Source organism: Streptomyces sp. Inha503 (assembly GCF_047215865.1).
In the GTDB taxonomy this organism is placed as follows: Bacteria; Actinomycetota; Actinomycetes; order Streptomycetales; family Streptomycetaceae; genus Streptomyces; species Streptomyces lycopersici.
The window spans coordinates 12114171-12132882 of the sequence record NZ_CP178360.1 but is presented as its reverse complement, the minus strand read 5'-3'; the positions used below and the strand labels follow the sequence as shown (position 1 = coordinate 12132882).

General features: G+C 68.7%; 13 protein-coding genes and 4 pseudogenes. 6 read left to right on the top strand and 11 right to left on the bottom strand.

What is annotated here, in order from left to right; all coding sequences use genetic code 11:
• Nucleotides 1-315 precede the first annotated feature (315 nt).
• A pseudogene (locus ACJX2R_RS50405) lies at nucleotides 316-1050 on the top strand (transposase).
• A 34-nt stretch (nucleotides 1051-1084) separates the two neighbouring features.
• Here the strand turns inward: ACJX2R_RS50405 and ACJX2R_RS50400 are convergent.
• From ACJX2R_RS50400 to ACJX2R_RS50375, 6 genes and pseudogenes are all read right to left on the bottom strand, one after another.
• Nucleotides 1085-1639: an NUDIX hydrolase gene (locus ACJX2R_RS50400; RefSeq protein WP_413105657.1), complete on the bottom strand. Its 555-nt coding sequence runs from the start codon at nucleotides 1637-1639 to the stop codon at nucleotides 1085-1087.
• A gap of 200 nt (nucleotides 1640-1839) precedes the next feature.
• On the bottom strand, nucleotides 1840-2373 hold the full coding sequence (locus tag ACJX2R_RS50395) for a hypothetical protein (protein ID WP_413105656.1): 534 nt from the start codon (nucleotides 2371-2373) through the stop codon (nucleotides 1840-1842).
• Nucleotides 2374-2477: 104 nt separating this feature from the next.
• Nucleotides 2478-2744 (bottom strand): hypothetical protein, encoded by a 267-nt coding sequence (locus ACJX2R_RS50390; RefSeq protein WP_413105655.1) that lies wholly within the window; start codon nucleotides 2742-2744, stop codon nucleotides 2478-2480.
• 94 nt (nucleotides 2745-2838) lie between these two features.
• A complete protein-coding gene (locus ACJX2R_RS50385) occupies nucleotides 2839-3315 on the bottom strand; it encodes a GNAT family N-acetyltransferase (RefSeq protein ID WP_413105654.1) in 477 nt (158 codons plus the stop codon).
• Nucleotides 3312-4567 (bottom strand): annotated as a pseudogene (locus ACJX2R_RS50380) (IS256 family transposase). The gene ACJX2R_RS50385 and the pseudogene ACJX2R_RS50380 overlap by 4 nt, the downstream one beginning before the upstream one ends.
• A 129-nt stretch (nucleotides 4568-4696) precedes the next feature.
• A pseudogene (locus ACJX2R_RS50375) lies at nucleotides 4697-4852 on the bottom strand (IS701 family transposase); the annotation flags it as partial.
• Between the two features lie 133 nt (nucleotides 4853-4985).
• Here ACJX2R_RS50375 and ACJX2R_RS50370 point away from each other — a divergent pair.
• The 5 genes and pseudogenes from ACJX2R_RS50370 (at nucleotide 4986) to ACJX2R_RS50350 (ending at nucleotide 9661) form a co-directional block, all read left to right on the top strand.
• Nucleotides 4986-5300 (top strand): helix-turn-helix domain-containing protein, encoded by a 315-nt coding sequence (locus tag ACJX2R_RS50370; RefSeq protein ID WP_413106163.1) that lies wholly within the window; start codon nucleotides 4986-4988, stop codon nucleotides 5298-5300.
• 442 nt (nucleotides 5301-5742) lie between these two features.
• A complete protein-coding gene (locus ACJX2R_RS50365; RefSeq protein WP_413106162.1) occupies nucleotides 5743-5994 on the top strand; it encodes a transposase in 252 nt (83 codons plus the stop codon).
• 244 nt (nucleotides 5995-6238) lie between these two features.
• Nucleotides 6239-7440 (top strand): annotated as a pseudogene (locus ACJX2R_RS50360) (IS701 family transposase).
• A gap of 80 nt (nucleotides 7441-7520) precedes the next feature.
• The gene (locus ACJX2R_RS50355) at nucleotides 7521-8213 is read left to right on the top strand and encodes a response regulator transcription factor (RefSeq protein WP_413105653.1); all 693 of its coding nucleotides are present in this window, start codon (nucleotides 7521-7523) and stop codon (nucleotides 8211-8213) included.
• Nucleotides 8210-9661, top strand: a complete 1452-nt coding sequence (locus ACJX2R_RS50350; RefSeq protein WP_413105652.1) for an ATP-binding protein — start codon at nucleotides 8210-8212, stop codon at nucleotides 9659-9661. The genes ACJX2R_RS50355 and ACJX2R_RS50350 overlap by 4 nt, the downstream gene beginning before the upstream one ends.
• A 200-nt stretch (nucleotides 9662-9861) precedes the next feature.
• Here the strand turns inward: ACJX2R_RS50350 and ACJX2R_RS50345 are convergent, their stop codons facing one another.
• The 5 genes from ACJX2R_RS50345 to ACJX2R_RS50325 form a co-directional block, all read right to left on the bottom strand.
• Complete coding sequence (locus ACJX2R_RS50345) at nucleotides 9862-12009, bottom strand: MMPL family transporter (protein ID WP_413105651.1); 2148 nt, start codon at nucleotides 12007-12009, stop codon at nucleotides 9862-9864.
• A 90-nt stretch (nucleotides 12010-12099) separates the two neighbouring features.
• Nucleotides 12100-12468 carry a helix-turn-helix domain-containing protein gene (locus tag ACJX2R_RS50340; protein WP_413105650.1) on the bottom strand — a complete coding sequence of 123 codons (369 nt, stop codon included), beginning with the start codon at nucleotides 12466-12468 and terminating at the stop codon, nucleotides 12100-12102.
• 5 nt (nucleotides 12469-12473) lie between these two features.
• The gene (locus tag ACJX2R_RS50335) at nucleotides 12474-12758 is read right to left on the bottom strand and encodes a hypothetical protein (protein WP_413105649.1); all 285 of its coding nucleotides are present in this window, start codon (nucleotides 12756-12758) and stop codon (nucleotides 12474-12476) included.
• Between the two features lie 295 nt (nucleotides 12759-13053).
• Nucleotides 13054-14748: a 3-ketosteroid-delta-1-dehydrogenase gene (locus tag ACJX2R_RS50330; RefSeq protein WP_413105648.1), complete on the bottom strand. Its 1695-nt coding sequence runs from the start codon at nucleotides 14746-14748 to the stop codon at nucleotides 13054-13056.
• An 873-nt stretch (nucleotides 14749-15621) separates the two neighbouring features.
• Entirely contained in the window at nucleotides 15622-18540 is a 2919-nt protein-coding gene (locus tag ACJX2R_RS50325) for a glycosyl hydrolase (protein WP_413105647.1), read from the bottom strand.
• Between the last annotated feature and the right edge of the window lie 172 nt (nucleotides 18541-18712).

Here is an 18712-nt window from a genome sequence, read left to right as displayed (position 1 = left end):
ATCACGAGGAAGGCCGCCCTCATACCCTGCGATCACTCCAAAGAGTGACCACACAGCCGGGCCCGATGTTAAGGAACAAGCTCAGAGGTCGTTTTCGTCTATGAAGCGCGCTTTATCCTGAACCTTTGGGTCGGGTGTCATCGTCTCGGCGGGCCTGGTGGAGTGGCTGTGGCGGATGCGCCGCATGGGGTGACGGCTGGGGTGGGATGCGGCTTGCGCCTGTCTCATCCCAAGAGGCCCGTCGCATGGTCCGTGCTTCCACCGCTTGCGGTGCACGCCTGGGCGCACGCCCCTGACCGGCGGTACGTCCAGGTCATGGCCGAACGTCGTCCGTATCCGAGTGATCTGTCCGATGCCCGCTGGGAGTTGATCGAGCCGGTGCTCAGCGCCTGGCGGGCCGAGCGGCGTCGGCATGCGCTGAGCATCGGACGTCCGCCCGAGCACGATCTGCGCGAGATCATGAACGCGATCCTGTACGTAGACCGCACCGGGGTGCAGTGGCGCTACCTGCCGCACGACTTCCCGCCCTGGGAAACCGTGTACGGCTACTTCGCCAAGTGGCAGAAGGACGGCGTGTTCGCCCAGCTCACCGGCGTTTTACGGCGGCAGGAGGGCAAGGAAGCGGAGCCGTCCGCATGCGTGTTCTGTGCTGGTCACGGCCGCGAGCGTGCAGGACTCCGTCGCCGGTGCCCACCTGGTCGACCAGATCGCCGCCGCCCACCCCACCATCCGCAAAGTCTGGGTGGACGGCGGCTACCGCCAGCACCTCGTCGAGCACGCCGCCACCCTCGGCATCGACATGGAAATCGTCCGACGCGCCCACGGGAGCAGGGGATTCACCCGCTGCCCAAGCGCTGGACCGTCGAGCGGACCTACGGGTGGCGGATGTTCCACCGCCGCCTCACACGCGACTACGAGACCTTGCCCGCCCGCTCCGAAGCCATGATCCACCTCGCCATGACCGACCTGATGGCCCGCCGCCTCACCGGCGAAGCCACCATCTCCTGGCGCGACCCGATACAACGGGATCAAACGACAATTCCGGGATGAAACATCGGGAGGAAACGACCTCTCAGCTTGAGTTTTAACCTTCCTGTGGATGGTGGGAGAGGCCAGTGCCCAGCTCTCGTGTGAGTCGGGCGAGGTGGACGTCCAGGGGTTGGACACGTCCAGGCAGGGCTTCCTGGAGGTTCCACCAGCGGATGGCCGCGATCTCCTCGTTGGTTTGGAAGCCGCGGACGGTGATGGCATGACCGGCGAACAGCGCCGCGTACTCAGCTCGCCGATCGGGGGCGAGCACGAACGCTGCGTAGCCGACGAAGCCTAAAGGTCCGTCGGGCTCCTGGCCAGTCTCCTCCAGCAGTTCGCGTGCGGCTGCCTGACGAGGGGATTCGCCTGCCTCGATACGGCCACCGGGTAGCTCCCACGACTGGCGGAAACGATCGAAAACCATGAGGACACGATCGCCGCGCCAGATGGCGACCAACGCCGCTGGCAACGGCGCGTCAGACGGTGGCGAGCCTTCCGGCCCGTGTCCGAAGGAGACCAGGGCGTTACCGTGATCGTCGACTGCCAGCGGTGGGACTCCGGGGTGAGACACCTTGCTAGGATTCCCAGTCCTTCGCCGGGAAAGCCCCATCCGATCAAGGCGAGTGAACCGTCGCAACGCGGGTGAGGGGGTTTCGGAACACAAACTCCTACCACGGGTCTCGTCGCCGATGTGACGAAACCTCCGTGCGCGAAGGACCGAGCATATGAGCGGCACCCAGGGCCTGCTACGCCGAACTCCGCGTAGTTCTCTCGCGCCCGGCAGAGGTTAAAACTCAACCTCAGAGACGGTCAGTACAGCTGGATACGGGTGAGGACGATGTACGGCGGGTCGGCGTCAGCAACGATGACGTACTCGGCGACGCCCAGCACTCCATCCCGGCCGAGCGGCATGCGTCGCGTCTCGTTGATCTGAACGGTCGCCGCGATGATCGCTCCGAAGACCTCACCCGGCAGGGATAAGTCCGCCAGGAGCGCGTCGACCTCTTCGGACAGTTCACAAGGCCAGCCTTCCGGCTCCTGGCCGTGCGACTCACTCAACGGCAGCCCGGCCGCTCGGCGGCGCGCGATGGCCGCCGCGACGCTTTTCGTGGGCAGGGTGCCGTTCAGCGCGGCATCGGTGAACCGCCCACCGGACGGGTCGGTGTCCAGCATCGCCTCGCACCACCAGCGGCGCAGGACCCCCTCGGCGTCCTCCGGCGCGGCCGCCAGGAGCTCGCGGTAGAACTCCATCCGCCGCTCGCCCTCGAGCGCGGCCGCGATGCCCTCGGCGTTCCGCGGCACCCGGTCAGGCTCCGGATGCGAGTGAATCGGCTGTGCACTCATGCTGCCCCTTCCATCTGTCCCGAGTTTGCCGCGCCCCGGACCATCCCGTCGACCGGATCGGCGTCAAGACGCTCTATCGCTCCGAGTCCGACGGAAGCGGCCTGCTACTGGTCGGGGTGGACCGCCTGGACGCCGGTCCCTTCGCACAGTTCGGGCGCCAGGGTGAGCAGGAAGCGCCCGGCGGGGAAGTCGGCGGAGGGGCGGGCGGCGTGGATGGCGTGGACGGCTGCCCAGGAGTGCCCGGCATGCAGCAGTTCGGTGGCGGTGAGCGCGGCCTGTGTGTCGAAGGGCTCGATCGTGATGAACCGCAGTCCGTGGATGTAGGCGAGGAGGCCGGTCTGCTCGGTGTCGCCGACCGTGAGGGAGAGCACCGGGGCGTAGAGGATGCCCAGACCCCCGGATGCCTGGACGCAGAACGCGGCAACGGCCTCGTTGTACGGATCCTTGGGGTGGAGAGAGTCATTGTCAAGATCTGTGGATCGGGCCAGGCTGAGGCGGCTTGGTGGACATCCTGATCTTGATGTCGTTGGCGCCGTGGCGAGTGACTTCGTGCAGGCCCAGTCGCTGGTAGAGGGCCTGGGCCCGCTGGTTGACGACGAGGACGTCCAAGGCGAGGTCTCGGCCCTGCTGGCGGGCCTGGAGCAGGAGGCTGCGGATGAGCTGGCTGCCGATTCCGCGTCCCTGGTGGTCGGGGTGGAGCTCGATCCGCGCCAGGTAGATCTCCGTCGGCCGGTGCTCGACGTGGAGCATGCCCGCATCGGCGCCTTCGGTGGTGATGATCTGCCACTGGCCGGGGCTGAACACGCGGGCGTGGACGTCGCGTTGGACCTGCTCGTCCCAGCCCCAGATGGCCGTGACGTAGGCGCCCATGGCCGCTTTGTGTAGCCGGAAGCAGTACTCGCTGTCCGCGGCGGTGGCCAGCCGCAGGCCGATGGCCGTCATGCCGCCCTCTCCTGGGGCCACTCGATAAAGTGACCGCGTTCGAAGCGTGCTCCGGCGCGGACGAGGGCGACGAGGTGGGGTGCGTTCACGGCCCGCCACCGCTGCTGGGCGGACTCGACGAGTTTGAAGACCATGGCCAGGGCGGCGGTGCGGGAGCCGGCGCCTCGGGTGACCTTGGTCCGCAGCCGGACGGTGGCGAACGTGGACTCGATCGGATTCGTGGTCCGCAGGTGAATCCAGTGCTCGGCCGGGAAGTCGAAGAACGCCAGGAGCTGCTCCTGGTCATCGGTGATCTTCTTGACGGCCTTGGGGAACTTCGCGCTGTAGAGCTTGGCGAACGTCTTGACCGCCGCCTCGGCGTGGTCGTGGTCCTCGGCGTTGTAGATGTCCTGGATGGCCTTCTTCGCGCCCAGCTGCGCGGACTTCGGCATTGAGTCGAGGACATTGGCCGTTTTGTGAACCCAGCACCTCTGCTCGCGGGTAGCGGGGAACACCTCGGCCAGGGCCTTCCAGAAGCCCAGGGCGCCGTCGCCGACCGCCGGGATGGGGGCACGCATGCCCCGGCGGGCGCAGTCGCGCATCAGATCGGCCCACGACTCGGCGGACTCGCGGTATCCGTCCTTGAGCGCGACCAGTTCCTTGGAGCCGTCGGCGCGGACTCCGATGAGCACCAGGACGCAGGCTTTGGCCTCCTCCAGGCGGACGTTGAGGTGGATACCGTCGGCCCACACGTACACGTAGTCGACGCCTGCGAGGTCGCGGTCCATGAACGAGGTGTGGTCGGCCTGCCACTGCTGGGTGAGCCGGGTGACGGTGGCGGGCGAGAGCCCAGCCGTGTTGCCGAGGAACTGCTCCAGGGCCGGGACGAAATCGCCCGAGGACAGGCCGTGCAGGTAGAGCAGCGGCAGCACCTCGCTGATCTTCGGGGATTTGCGGCACCACGGCGGCAGGATCGCGCAGGAGAACCGCTTGCGCTCGCCCGTGGCCTCGTCAACGCGCTTGTCATCACTCGAGGGGCCTTCACCTCGACCGACCCGGCCACTGTGGTGACCTTCCTGGGCTGGTGGTAGCCGTTGCGGACCACGAGCCGCCGGCCGGTCTCGTCCCGCTGGTCGGCCAACTCGGCTATGTACGCGTTGACTCCGGCCTCCAGGGCTGCCGCGAGCATCCGCCTCGCACCCTCCCGGACGATCTCGTCGGTCAAGGAGGAGCCGTTGGCGGTGGTGCCGTCGTCGTTGACTACGCTGAGCACGGGCGTGCCTTCCCGACCGGTGCTGCGAACACCGGCCTACTCGATGACCATCAGTCGATCACTCGGGAAGGTACGCCCTTCGCGTGCTCCCCGAGCTCGATCCACAGGTCTTGAGCATGGCTCGCGCGCCCAGCCGTTCTCCCGCTCCAGCGGAGCAATCAACCCCCGCATATAGGCGAGCGCCGACTGGCGCGGCTCCTCCCGGCTGAACCGGTGCACGAACCGCTCGTGGACCGCACTCAGCTCACCGGCCCACAACCTGACATCAGCAAGGTCCCCACCCATAACCAGACCAACGACTGAGCTGGCCAGCAGTCACGGCAAGCACCGTTGCAGTACTAGTGCTGCGTTCCGCTTTTGCTGGGTATATGTCCTGATGGCGGGGTAGTTGGTGAAGCTCGGGGGCGGGTGTTTGCCGATGGTTTTACGGGCACGGCCGGGGCGTGATGAGGACGAACGAGCCGTCGTTCGCCGGTTGTCGCAGGCACGGAAGGCTCCCAGTGATGCAGTGATGCGGGCCCGGATGATCGAGCTGAGCTGGTTGGGCCTGCGGGTGCCGGCGATCACCGTTGAGCTGAGCTGCAGCCAGAAGACCGTGCGGTGCTGGCTGCACCGCTTCAATCGCTCATGTCTGCAAGGCCTGTCTCTGGTGAAAACCATGCCGCCGGGACGGCTGAGGTGGGAACCGGTCGGAGAGCTGTGGGCCTGCGACGAGCCCGGGCCACCCGAGTAGACCCTGGACTCCCTGACCACGGCAGCACGGGCCCAGGGGATCGAGGTGGGGCGCAGTCAGGTCCGCCGTATCCTGCTCGCCGAACGCGTGCGCTGGCGTCGCACCCGGTCCTGGACGAGGTCGAAGGACCCGGACTTCGTCCCAAAAAGACACGGATCATCGGCCTCTACACCCACCCACCCGACGACGCGACGGTGATCTGTGCCGACCAAGCTGGGGCCGGGGTCCCGCGGACCTTCCCGCCCGCACCTGCCTGGTCACCCGACGGGCACCGGATCAAAGCGGAACTCGACTACACCCGCGGACCGGAGAAGACCTGGGTCCACGGTGGTCTGCGCCCCTTTCGACGGCCAGGCCGTCACCATGACCGCTTCCTCCCGCAACAGCGTCTTCTACCAGGCAGCTCCTCCAACAGCTCGAGGACGCCAACCCGCACGGGCAGATCTGGATCGTCACCGACAACCCGTCCTCCCACAACAGCCTGTCCACCCGGACCCGGCTGGAGGACCACCCCCGCATCCACCACGCCTTCATCCCCGTCGGCGCCTGCTGGCTCAACCTCCAGGAAGGCTGGTGGCGCATCTTCCGCAAAGCCGCCCTCGCCGGCCGGTCATTCGCCAACCGCGACGACATCACGCACGCCACGACCCTGGCCACCGACCAGCTCAACTCCCGCGCCAAACCCTGGATCTGACGCAGACCGCCGCTACCAACTCGCCCACGACGACGCCGATTTGTGTACACCCTTTGAGGAACGCAGCACTAGTAGGACTCCGTTAGGTCTTCCGGTTCGTGCTGTTCCAGGGCATGTTGGATGTGTGGATGCACACGAAGTGAACCGTGTACGGGCCAGGTTGGCGTTATACGTGGCGGATGTGTTCGACTGAGTTCCGCGGAAGGATCAGCGGGCCAAGGGTGACTGCTATCTGCGGGGACTGATGCTGGATGGTCGCCGTAAGTCCATCCAGGCCATGGCGTCTCGGTTGCCGGACGGCAATGAGCAGAACCTGCAGCAGTTCGTGAACCAGTCCACGTGGGATCCGGTGCCGGTGCAGCGGCGGATCTGCGAGCGGGTACTGCCGTTGATCGGGCCGACGGCCTGGGTGATCAATGATGTTTCGGTGCCCAAGGACGGCCGGATGTCGGTTGGGGTGCCCCGCAGTACCGCGGGGCACTGGGGAAACGGGCGAACTGCCAGGTCGCGGTCAGCGTCCGCGCCGCGACCGACACCGCCTCCTGCCCGCTGCAATGGCGCCTGTTCCTGCCCGAAGAGTGGGCCTCGGACACCGGCCGCCGGGCCGCAACCCACATCCCGTCCGACGTCACGCACCGGGAGAAATGGCGCCTGGCAGCAGACATGCTCGACACGCTCGCCGCATGGGGCATGACACCGCCGGCCGTGGTCGCTGATGCCGCCTACGGCACCAACGCACGCCTGCGGGCCGCCCTGGACGACCGCCACATCGCCTACGTACTCGCCATCCGGGCGAATGTGACCGCCCACCCCTTTGACGCCCAGCCCGAGGCGCCGGACCGTAAGGGGGACATCGGCTGCTGGCCCCAGCCCCGCTACCGCCGTCCCGCACCTTCAGTGGCAGCCCTGGCCACCGGTCTCGGACGGGAGGCGTTCACGCCCCTCACCTGGCGGCAAGGCTCACGAGGCGAATTACGCTCCCGCTTCGCCGCCTTGCGCGTGCGGCCCGCCGGCACAGCTGTCGAGCGCCCTGTCCGGGCCGCTGCCTCGGCCGAACAGGGATGGTGGGACGGGATCCTGCCCGACTGCTGGCTACTGATCGAATGGCCCGAAGAGGCCGAGGCACCTACCGATTACTGGCTGTCCAACCTGCCCGCCGACACCCCGATCACCGACCTGGTCCGTCTGGCCAAAGTCCGCTGGCGCATCGAGCACGACTACCGCGAACTCAAACACGGCCTGGGCCTGGACCACTTCGAAGGCCGCCGCCCACGCCTTCCTCACCGAACAACGACTGGCCCCAAAACTCCCCGGACCGGGCTCACTCTCTACCAGATCCTCGACGCCCTCCAGGACACCCTGAGGTGCTGGACCGGCATCTGCACCACCTCCACCAAACCCCTGTCCAGCAGGGCACACACCACACCAAGATCGAGACGAACCTAACGGAGTCCCTCTAATCCTGGCCTCAGGTTGATCGGGGACAATGAGCGGCAAAAGCATCGACTGGAAGGGGGCGGGCCGGCGTGCGAATCATGATCGCGGATGATGAAGCGGCCATCCGTGAGTCGCTGGAGCGGGTGCTCCAGGTCGAGGGTTATGACACCAGCACCGTCGCCAACGGTCTCGCCGTGCTCGACGGGGTCGGTGGGGTCGGCGGTGACACGCTGGATCTGCTGATCCTCGACGTGATGATGCCCCGCCTCGGCGGGTTGGAGACCTGCCGGCGGTTGCGGGCCGCGGGTCGGGATCTGCCGGTGCTGATGCTGACCGCCCGTGACCAGGTCTCCCACCGGGTCACGGGGCTGGACGCGGGCGCCGACGACTACCTGCCCAAGCCGTTCGCCACCGAGGAGTTGCTGGCCCGGGTGCGGGCCCTGCTGCGCCGGCGCACGCCGATCGAAGGGGAGTCGCAGATCCTGTCGTTCGCCGACGTCCGGCTCGATCCCGACAGGTTCGAGGCGTGGCGGGGCGGGCGGCCGCTGCGCCTGACCCGGACCGAGTTCTCCCTCCTACAGGTCCTCGTGCGCAACGCGACCCGGGTCTTGACCCGCGACGCGCTGTTCGAGGCGATCTGGGGCTTCGACATGAGCGCCACCGCCAACAACCTCCAGGTATACGTGAGCTACCTGCGCCGCAAGATGGAGGCCGAGGGTGAGCCGCGATTGATCTACACGCTGCGCGGCCTGGGATACACGTTGCGGGAGACTCCTCCGTGAGCAGGCCCGCCGGCCGGGAACCGCGCCGGCTGACCCGATGGTGGCGCCGGCGGTCCCTGCGGACCAGGCTGACGGTGATCGCGGCGACGGCCATCGCGGTCAGCGTGTTCGTTGCTTTCCAGGTGGCCAGCGAGCTACTGGGCTGGGAGCTGCAGGACACTGCCGAGAATCAGCTACGCGCCGACTCCCGCGTCCTGGCGACGAACGCGCAGCGCGCCGGTCTGGCGCAGGTCCAGCTACCGCCGTATCCCGGATCCGGTCGGCTGGTGCGGGTCATCCTGCCCGACGGCTCGACCCGGACGCCGGCCGGCCAACCCGCGCTGCCCCCCGTCAGCGAGCACGCCGGGCGCGTGGCGCGGGGCGCGTCGGCCGACCTGATGGAGTCGAACGACAGCGACGACGACGGCTACCTCATCTACACGCTGCGGGCGGGCGACGGCGCGGTCCAGGTGGCCCGCGTCGCCGACGACAGCCCGATCAACCAGTTCGGGTTGGGCATGCTGCTGATCGGGCTGCTCTGCGTGGTTGGCGGCGCCCTTGTCGGGCGGACCGTGGCGCGGACCGGGCTGGCACCGATCGACCGGCTGACCGCCGCCGCGGTACGTGTCGCGCACACCCGGGAGCTCGACGCCGACATCCCGGATGAGGGCGGTGGGGAGATCCGGCGGCTGATCCAGTCGATCAACGACATGCTCGCCGCGCTCCGGGACTCCCGGCGGGCCCAGCGGCTGCTCGCCGAGGACGCCGCCCACGAGCTCAAGACCCCGCTCACCAGCCTGCGCCTCAACGTCGAGCTGCTGATCCGGCTCGATCGGCGCGGCACCCTGGACAGCGCACTGCCGGCGGAGAGTCGGACCCGGCTGCTCAACGATCTCGGCGCCCAGGTTGCCGAGTTGAGCACCCTTGCCGCCGAGCTGACCGACCTGGCGCGCGGTGACGTCAGCGACGAGAACACCGAGCTGCTCGACCTCGCCGACGTGGTGGTGGCCGCCGCGACCCGGGCGCGTTCCCGCGTGCCCGACATCGAGGTCGCGCTCGACGTGACCTCCGTGTGGGTGAGCGGGCGTCCCGCTGCGCTCCAGCGGGCGGTGCTCAACCTCATCGACAACGCCGGCAAGTGGTCCCCCGCGGACCAGCCGGTCCAGGTCCGGCTCCGTGCCGAGGGCGCGTCGGCGGTGCTCGAGGTCGACGACGCCGGGCCGGGCATCGACGCCGCCGACGTACCGCGGGTGTTCGACCGGTTCTACCGTGCCGACAGCGCCCGGGCGTTGCCGGGATCCGGTCTGGGGCTGTCGATCGTGCAGCGGGTCGTCGACGCCCACGGCGGCCGGGCCACCGTCGCCCGCTCCGCACGCGGTGGCGCGCTGCTTCGGGTCGACCTTCCGGCCGCGGCCCCGCCCGCCCCGATCGCGCGGCTCGCCGCCGGGGAGGACACCGCGGTGCGCTGACCCGCCCCGGCGGCGCGGCGCAGGACAAGGGACGGCGGCCCTCGGGCATGGCCCCGCGCGGCTCACCGTCGGGGCAGGACACCGCGCCGACCCCAGCCCCGGCGCGTGGCTCAGGGCCAAAGGGCGGCGACCGTCGGGCCCATGAAAAGATCCGGGACGGGCCTGGGTCCCCGTCCCGGATCTCGTCCGTGCCGCTGCGCTCACCGTTGCAGCGCGGGCTCCTCGTCGTCGGCGAGCGACTGTTGACCGTCCGGCAGCTCCGCCGCTGAACGGGACAGCCGGCTCGGCCACCAGATCCGCCGGCCGATCAGCAGAGTGAGGGCGGGCACCAGGACCGACCGCACCAGCAGGGCGTCGAGCAGCACGCCGAAGGCGACCAGGAACCCGACCTCGATCAGCATCACCAGCGGAAGTGAGGCGAGGACCGCGAACGTGGCCGCCAGGACCAGGCCTGCCGAGGTGATGACGCCACCGGTAGCGGAGAGGGCTTTGAGCATGCCCTCTCTGGTGCCGAGGCGCACGGTCTCCTCCCGGGCCCGGCTGGCCAGGAAGATGTTGTAGTCGACGCCGAGCGCCACCAGGAACAGGAAGGCCAGCAGCGGCACCGAATAGTCGACGCCCTTGAACCCGAGGATCGTGTCGAAGACGAACACGCTGCCGCCGAAGGCCGCGGCGAATGAGACGATCACGGTGGCCATCAGGACCAGCGGGGCCACGATCGCGCGCAGCAGCAGCCCGAGGACGATCAGGACGACGGCGAGCACCAGCGGGATCACCAGCTTCTCGTCGCGCTTGGTGGTCACCTCGGTGTCGAGGTTCTCCGCACTCGGCCCGCCGACGATCGCCTCCGCCCCGCTCACCGCGTGCACGGCGGTGCGCACCCGCTTGATCGTGTCGTACTCTGCGACGGTGTCCGGCGCGTCCGTCGGGAACACGGAGATGTTGGCCCAGCCACCGCTGGTCTGCTCCGGGATGGCCAGGGCCACACCGCGAGTGTCCTTGACGATGTCGAGCACCCGCTCCTGGTGCGCCGGCCGCGTGAAGATCGTCATCGGCTGGCCGCCGAGCTCCGGGAAGTGCTGGCGGAGAACGGTGAAGCCGGTGACCGACTCCGGCGCGGACAGGAACTGGTCCTGCTCCCGCAGGGCGCCGGTGTTGCCCGCCAGCCCGATGGCGAGCACGCCGAGGACTCCGAGCGAGCCGAGCGTCGCCACCCACCGGCGGCGGCTGATGGCGGCGCCAAGCCGTCCCCACAGCCCCGGTTTCTCCTCCACGGCCGTGCTGAACCGCGGGATGGCCGGCCAGAAGATCCGCCTGCCGAGCACCATGAGCACCGCCGGGAACAGCGTCAGCATGGCCACCAGCGCGCACAGGATGCCGGCCGCACCGATCGGGCCCAACCCGCTGGTGCTGTTCAGGTCCGCGACGAGCAGGCAGAGCAGGCCGGCGACCACGGTGGCCGCGGACGCGACGATGGCCGGCGCCGCGGAGCGCAGCGCGTGGACCATCGCGACCCGGACGTTCTCGTGGTGATGCAGTGCCTCCCGATATCGAGCGATGAGCAACAGCGCGTAGTCCGTGCCGACGCCGAATACCAGGATCGTCAGCAGCGCCGAGTTCTGGTCGTTGACCACGATGCCGAAGCCCTTGACGAGCAGGTAGACGGTCCCCATCGAGGTCAGTGCGGCCGCGCCAACGGCCACCAGCGGGATGATCCACAACACCGGGCTGCGGTAGGTGAGGATGAGCAGGAGCGTGACGACGACGATGGTGGTGAGGAGGACCTGCACGTCGATGCCGTCGAAGACGGCGTCCATGTCGCCGTCGATCGCGCCCGGGCCGGTCACGTCGAGTTCCAGGCCGGCGGGGCGGTCCTTCGCGGCGTCACGCAACGGGCCGACGATGTCCTCCGGTGCGCCGTAGGTCGTGCTCACCTCGAGGGTGAACATCATCGCCTTGCCGTCGGTGGAGGGGCTCGTCGGTGGGCCCTCATCGTCGCCGGCCGGGGCCGCCACCTTCGGCGGGTACCGCTTGGCAAGGGTGTTGTAGTGGCGCTCGACTGTCGCGCGGTCGGCGTCGGTCATGCCGCCGGCGCGGTGGTACACGAAGACGAACGTGTTGTCGTCACCGTCGGGGAGACTGTCCTCCAGTACCGCGACCTTGGTGGACTCGGCGCTGGCCGGCAGGGTGTCCGCGGCGCTGTCGGTGGTGACCGAACTCAACTTTCCGCTCAGCGGCACCATGAACGCCGCCAGCACCAACCACAAGCCAATCACTAACCACGGCACCCACCGGCCTGCCAACCGACCGGCCGGCGCTTCCCCGGACGGCGCTGCGTTGACTGCCATCACTAGCCTCCTACATACGGGTTACATCGCTTATCTGATGCCTACTTCCTAACGAGCGAACCTGAGACGACCCTTAGGGCGTGCAGATCATTAACATGCTTTCTTGATCTTGCTGTGGTTCAGGAATGCCGCGATGTCGGATGGTGTGCGAAAGCGAGCGGTGGAGGCGCTGATGGGATGGTCGTGTGCTTCCAAGAGGGGGCGGACTTCCTGGCTCGCGCGGCTGATGGTTGGGGTGGTGACGCCGAAGAGCTGGGCGAGGAGGTCCATGGGGGCGATCTTGCGCAGGTGGAGCACGGTGACCAGGACTCGCTCGGCTGGGGTGAGTTTGGCTTTGGCGCCTGTGCCGGGAGCCGCCAAGCGTTCGCGACCGCGGCGTGTGCGAAGCACGTGCTCGCGTTGAAGTTCCATCGCGGGAGTCAGCGTGTCGATGAGGTCGCTGAGTTGCTGGCGGGTCATGCCGGTCAGCTCCGGGTCCTGCTGATCAGCGGTCCGGCGGCGTTGAGCCGCTTGTTGTAGGCGGACTGCTGGGGCAGGTAGCGGAACAAGTGCCCGAGCCGGGCGTGGGCGAAGCGAATCCAGTGCCGTGCGGAAGGGAAGCCCAGCAGGACCTGGGGAACCGCCAGGCACAGCAGTTCGGCGTCCGTCAGTTTTGGAGGTCGCCCGATCCGGCGACGGGGAGCCACATGGCCGTCGATGAACACGTACAGTGCCGCCAGAAGGGCGTCCAGGCAAGGAGTCACAACCAAGCCAACGGGCGCCCTTCGCCATAGCCGCGGCCAGCACAAACATCGGACTCATTCATCTAGACGGCGCTGTCCTGGGCACGGACCGGCTCCGGCCCCGCCTGTCCTGGTGGCTGCCCACCGGGAGCACCCTGCAAGTCCGCCTACCGGATCCGCACCGGCAGTTGGGACTCCGGGCGTATGGAGGGCGACAGCGGCGTGCTGGTCCCCAACCCCGGCCCTGAGCCCGTGCTCACAGCGGCCTTCCGATGCGTGCCCGGATCCGGTTCGTCGCTGTCCTTGCCCGCCGTCGGGCCGTTCATTTCCGTCCGGCGGCGTGCCGGGCGGCCACGGTCGCGTACACCAGTCCCTGACCGATGGTGGCTCCAGCACCGGGATAGACCGTGCCGAAGGCGTTGGCCGCGGTGTTGCCGATGGCGTACAGGCCCTCGATGGGGGCGCCGTCCGGCCGCAGGACACGGGCGTCGCCGTCGGCCCGCAGTCCGCCGCAGGTGCCCAGGTCGCTCAGGACGACACGGACGGCGTACAACTGTCCTTCCAGCGGGCGCAGGTTGGGGTTGGGGGTGACTGTCGGATCGCCGTAGTACCGGTCGTAGGCACTGGTGCCGCGGCCGAAGTCCTCGTCGTTTCCCGCTGCGGCCAGGACGTTGAAGCGGCGCAGCGTCGCGGTGAGGGCGTCCTCGGGCAGTCCGGCACCGCGGGCGAGAGCGGCGACGTCGCCGGCCCGGTGAGCGATGCCCGCCTCGTACCACTCCTTGGGGAGCGCCATCCGCGGGAAGCTGGCACCGGCGAAGACATAGCTGTTGCGGTACCGCTGGTCGAACACCAGCCACAGGGGGCCGGCCGGGTCACCGGCGCGTTCCCGCTCCAGCAGGCGCTGCCCAAAACTCATGTAGTCGGTGGCCTCGTTGATGAAGCGTCGGCCGCTGGCGTCGACGATGAAGGAGCCGGGCAGGGCACGCTCGGCGAGCAGGACCTGCGGGGAACCGCCGGGCAGCGGGGCGACCGCGGGGAACCACCAGGCCTGCTCCAGCAGGTCGGTGGCGGCCCCGATGTCCTGCGCCGCGCGGATGGCATCGCCGGTGTTGCCCGCGCTGCCGAGGCTCCAGCCCGGCTCGAGGTGTTTGGACTGATGCGTGCGGCGCTGCTCGATGTCATGGTCGAACCCGCCGGCGGCCAGTATCACGCCCCGTCGAGCCGTCACTGTCACCTCGTGGCCGTCCTGCTCCAGCACAGCGCCGGTGACATGGCCGCCGTCGATGATCAGGTGACGCAGCGCGGTCCGCGTCCACACCGGGATTCCGGCGCGCAGCACCCCGGCGTACAGGCCAGCGGCCAGGGCCTGTCCACCGGCGGCGTACTCACGGCCGATCAGTTTGCCTCCGAGACCCTGCACCGCGCGCTTCGCGATGCGCGGGACGCCGGAGCGGGGCAGGCGGGCCACCAGGTTCATCCACCTGTAGTCCGCGCCGGTGATCGGCATCGGCACGGGCGCTCCCATGACGGAGGGGCGCAACCGGGTCCGTTCCTTGCCGAGTACGGACAGATTGAAGGGCCGACATTCACAGGTACGGCCGACGGCGGAGCCGCCGGGTAGTTCCGGATGGTAGTCGGCGTAGCCACGGGCCCAGAAGTAGCGCATCGGGGTGGTTCGCCGCAGCATCTGCAGGGTTTCCTCGCCATGCTCGAGGAAGCTGCGCCACCGCTCCTCCGTAGTGCTCACACCGACCACGGCCTGAAGGTAGGTGCGGGCGCGTTCGGCCGTGTCGCCGGCGCCCTCGGCGGTCAGCAGGGAGCTGGCCGGGATCCAGAAAGCGCCGCCGGAGCGGGCCGTGGAACCGCCGACGTACTCGGTCTTCTCCACCATCAGAGTCTTCAAGCCCGCCTCGTGCCCGGCGAGGGCGGCGGCCATGCCTGTGCCCGCTCCGATGACCAACAGGTCGATGGTGGTGCCGTCGACGGCAGGAACGGGGGCGAGTGCGTTGTCGGGCATGACGGTCTCCTCGTGGTGCTCCTGCACGGTGCGGTGAGTGTCGTACGGGACGGCCGGGTCGGAAAGCGCCGGTCCCGGTGTGCGGGACGGGCCTGCCCCCTCCGGGGCGGACTACCGCCTGGCTGCCCGCCTGCCGCTCCACACGGGCGGGACGCCGGTTTCCTCGCGACGTGCGAACGTCCGAACGTCCGCTCCAGCGAAACGCCCACTGATCGGGAGCCCCGCTGTGCCGACGACGCGCCACCCGCCGCAGTACGGGCGTGAGGGACAGCTCGGTCACTCAAAGACCGGGTGGACAACGGTTCCGCTCGCCTGTCGCGCGCGGCGCACGGCGTCCTTGAGATCGGGCACGCAAAAACCGAGGACGGCCTCGCCGGGCGCAGAATTGGGCCGGTGCGGGTAGTGCAGCCGGACCAGCGAGGGGCTCTGCCCGTCGGTCGAGCGCAGGCTGATCTCGTCAAGTGTGTCGCCCCTCGCCGTGGCCGTAACGGAACTTCTGATTCATCCCCAAGACGGCTTGGCAACCGTGCGGGTGATGCCGCTCCTTCGACAGATACGGGGATGGGGGCGGGCTAACTCGTCCAGGGATGCATCCAGTTCAGACGTCTCGTCCGAGGGCCGCCACCGCCCCACCGCACTGTCCACATCGACGGCAGCAATCGTCTGCCGGCCACTGCGCGTCGACTCGGCGTAGTCGTAGTCGAGAGCGGCCTTGGCGTGCGCGAGCAGCACAGACCGCCTGGTGCCCTCCGACGCGGGCAGTCGCCCGGAGTGCTGCCCAGGCCCGGCCAGCCCCTGGTCTGGGCAGCCGGACATGGCCGGGGCGGTGATGATGAGCGTTGGACCGAGCTCGCTCCCGACGGCGAGGGCGAGTCAGTCCGCGATCGGTACCTCGCGATAGGGGACGAGGCTGACCGGGCCGATGAGGCCGTATTCCTGACGGGGCATCCCGGCCTGCCCGGAGAAGCCGTCGGTTGCCCGCAGCCGGTTGCGGAGCGGGGTCGCGACACGGATGGTGATCGTGTTGGCGCCCTCTCGGAGGCGATCTGTGAGGTCGAGCCTGTGGCTGATCTGGTCCGGCGGAGGCAGGCGGCGGCCATTGACCGTCACCTCGAAGGTGTCCGTGACCCGGCCGAGATCGAGGTAGGCCCCGTCCAACCGGCCCAGGCGGACGGTTGTGATGTAGGTGCCGATGCCGGAGACGTCTTGCAAGCCAGGGATGTCCGACCAGGGTTTGAGCCCGTTCAGGTCGAGCTCGCGCGTGGTGACCGCGCGCTCGCCGTCGGGGCCGCGGCGCCAGTCCTCGACGGTGAGATGCCAGGAGTCCAGCCGCTGTTCTTCGCCCATGGACGGTATGACAACGTGCTGCTTGCGGCCATCGTGAAGGGTGACGGTGTAGCTACCGGAGGCGGTCGCCCGCAGCCGCAGACGTCCGCTCTCGCTCACGGTCACCGTCCCGCCCGTGGTGGCGGTGGCGTGACGGGCATGGTGGCCGTCGAGAGCGATCACCGTGGAGCCTCCGGGGGCAAGGTGGAGGGGCACGGTGATGTGGCTGCGAGTGGTGCGGTAGAGGCCAAGCGGCGTGGCCCTCCCGGACCACGCGTCGAGTTCGTACGGTCGGCCAGTTCCTTCCACCCGGATATCGGCGGTGACGGAGGAGGACGTGGGGTTGTACAGGTAGTACCGCTCCCCCCTCGGGAGAGTACGACGCACGGTCAGCAGCCCTCGAGCGGCACTGACGTCAACGCTGGGCCTGACACCGAGGGCCTTCAGTGCGTCGGCAAGGTCACGCTGGTCGGCGACCCGGCGGACCGAGGGCTCGTCGAGCAACTGGTCCAGCAGGCGGATGAGCCGGGCGGTCTGCTGGTCGGCCAAATGGGCACCGGGGGTTCGCGTCGGTAGGTTCCCGACGATGACCACGGGCAGTCCGGCTCGGGCGTGGGAAAGGAGGAGCCGTGCAGTGGCCACGGGAAGCGTGGGCTGGCGGTCCAGGATCAGCGCTCGGTAGGCGGGCCCGTCCGGGGCGAGGCGGCCGCCACTGACCCGGGTGCCCTCCAGTTGCGCGGGGCCGGTGAAGTCGTAGGTGTACCCGGCCGCACCGTCAGGCACGCGCACATCGGGGCCGTAGCTCTGCCGGTAGACCGCGAGGTCTACCGAGGGGCGCCCCTGTCGCAGAACCCACTGCATGCGTGCGGTCCAGTCCGTGATGATGTTGGTGTCGGCCCAGGTGGGCTGGCGCGGCCCCCACGCTTCGGAGAAGCCGTTACCGTCCTCCATGGTGAACGGTGAGAATCCGGGCCAGCCCGTCACACCCATACCCGTTCCGGTGGCGAACCCGTGGTAGACGATCTGGTTGACGCCGTGCGCGAAGGCGGTGTTGAAGTGCTTCAGCATGTCTGGCCAGGTCTGCGCGTACGCCTCGTTCAGGGTCGCGCAGCCCTCCAGTGAAAAGATCTTTTGGCCCGACAGGTGTACGGAGCCGGAGGAGATCCACCGGGAGGGATCGTCGTTGTAGCCGGCGCTGGTGCCGAGCGACTCGGTTTCGTTCACGTCCAGCGCGGCAGCGACGGTGGGTGTGTCGATGGTCGTCCCGTAGGGCTGGGCACGGAATCGCAGGCCGAGGGTGTGCGCCCAGTTTTTCAGCGGCTCGACGTGGTTGCCGATGTAGAGGTCCGTCAAGGTCTGGCAGTAGTCCTCGCGGACGCGGGCGCCGCTGCCGTCGGTGAACTCGAAGTCCGGTGTGGCATCGAGGGTCACTGACGTGTATTGCCGGTGGATGCCGTCGATGAACAGAACCGGCAGGTTGGGGCGCAGCGAGTAGCCGCGCAGCTTCTCGAATCGCTCCGGCAGGTCCCAGGTCCAGTGCAGAGCGGAGTCCAGTTCCAGGGAGTCCTCGAACAGGTCACCGCCGTTGTCCCGAAGCAGACGTCGGAGCCGGGGAGTGAGTACATGGTCGTCCCAATAGCCCGTTGCGGCACGGACGCCCGCGGAGGCGAAGTGGTCTGGCACGTAGGCCGGTCGAGCAGAGATGGTCTGCCCGGTTACGGCCGCCTGTCCGGTGCCGCGCTGCCAGAAGGCAAGGACCAGCCACTGCCCGTCGGCCGGAGCCGTCCAGGAAAGGACCCCATCGTGCACAGAATTGGTCAGGTCCGCCCGTGAACTCCGCTCCAGCCGAACGGGCTTCGCCTCGGCGGACCCGGTGCAGCGGAACGCCTGTACTGCCACGAGCGTCTGCTTGGTCACGCCCGTGTGCGGTTCGGGAGCGGCCGGTACCGGACCGGAGTACGTGCTGCCGCCCGCGACGACCGATTTGCCGTACGTCAGTTCCTGTGCGGCCTGCCGACTGTCCGGGCCCAGCCCTGGCACTACCAATGGCCAGGCCGGACCGACGGTCAGATCGATGCGCAGCCCATGCCGCCGACCCGTTGCGACAGCCTGCTCGAGCCGCTCGGTCAGAATCGCGCTGCCCCATCCGAACCGGCCCGGGTCGGCAGTGAAGATGCACTGGATCTCGGCGGCAGCGAAGCCCCGGCCGGCAATCTGACGAATCTCTGTCTCGACGGCCTCCGCGGAGATCTCACCGCACGGCCACCAGTACCGGATCTTGGGCCGGACGGATTCGCTGATTGAGGCGAATTCCCGAGCGATCGCCGGGACTGTGGGGTGGTCCGCGGTCACGGCCGAACCGGTCGTACCTGCGGCAGCAGTCCCGGCTGCGGAAAGGAGTACGGGCGGGGCGATCGACAGCGCTGCGACGTCCGCGCACAGGCGCCTGCGGGAAATGGGGGTCATGTCGACTCCTGGTGAAACGATTCATCTTCGGGGAGCGGGGATGAACCTAAAGGGCGCCTGGGTGGCCGTCAATACAAAAACCGAAGAAAATTCGGCTTTGGGCAGGCGTAGCCGCTTGCCCTCTGCGGGAACTGCTCACTGGCCTGAGCAATCCTGCGCTGGTCGCCACCTG

Excerpts from the sequence above, each read along its gene's own strand:
- ACJX2R_RS50400 (WP_413105657.1), bottom strand. The coding sequence starts at position 1,639 with ATGGGGCTTTCCCGGCGAAGGACTGGGAATCCTAGCAAGGTGTCTCAC.
- ACJX2R_RS50395 (WP_413105656.1), bottom strand. The coding sequence starts at position 2,373 with ATGAGTGCACAGCCGATTCACTCGCATCCGGAGCCTGACCGGGTGCCG.
- ACJX2R_RS50385 (WP_413105654.1), bottom strand. The coding sequence starts at position 3,315 with ATGACGGCCATCGGCCTGCGGCTGGCCACCGCCGCGGACAGCGAGTAC.
- ACJX2R_RS50370 (WP_413106163.1), top strand. The coding sequence starts at position 4,986 with ATGGTTTTACGGGCACGGCCGGGGCGTGATGAGGACGAACGAGCCGTC.
- ACJX2R_RS50345 (WP_413105651.1), bottom strand. The coding sequence starts at position 12,009 with ATGGCAGTCAACGCAGCGCCGTCCGGGGAAGCGCCGGCCGGTCGGTTG.
- ACJX2R_RS50340 (WP_413105650.1), bottom strand. The coding sequence starts at position 12,468 with ATGACCCGCCAGCAACTCAGCGACCTCATCGACACGCTGACTCCCGCG.
- ACJX2R_RS50330 (WP_413105648.1), bottom strand. The coding sequence starts at position 14,748 with ATGCCCGACAACGCACTCGCCCCCGTTCCTGCCGTCGACGGCACCACC.
- ACJX2R_RS50325 (WP_413105647.1), bottom strand. The coding sequence starts at position 18,540 with ATGACCCCCATTTCCCGCAGGCGCCTGTGCGCGGACGTCGCAGCGCTG.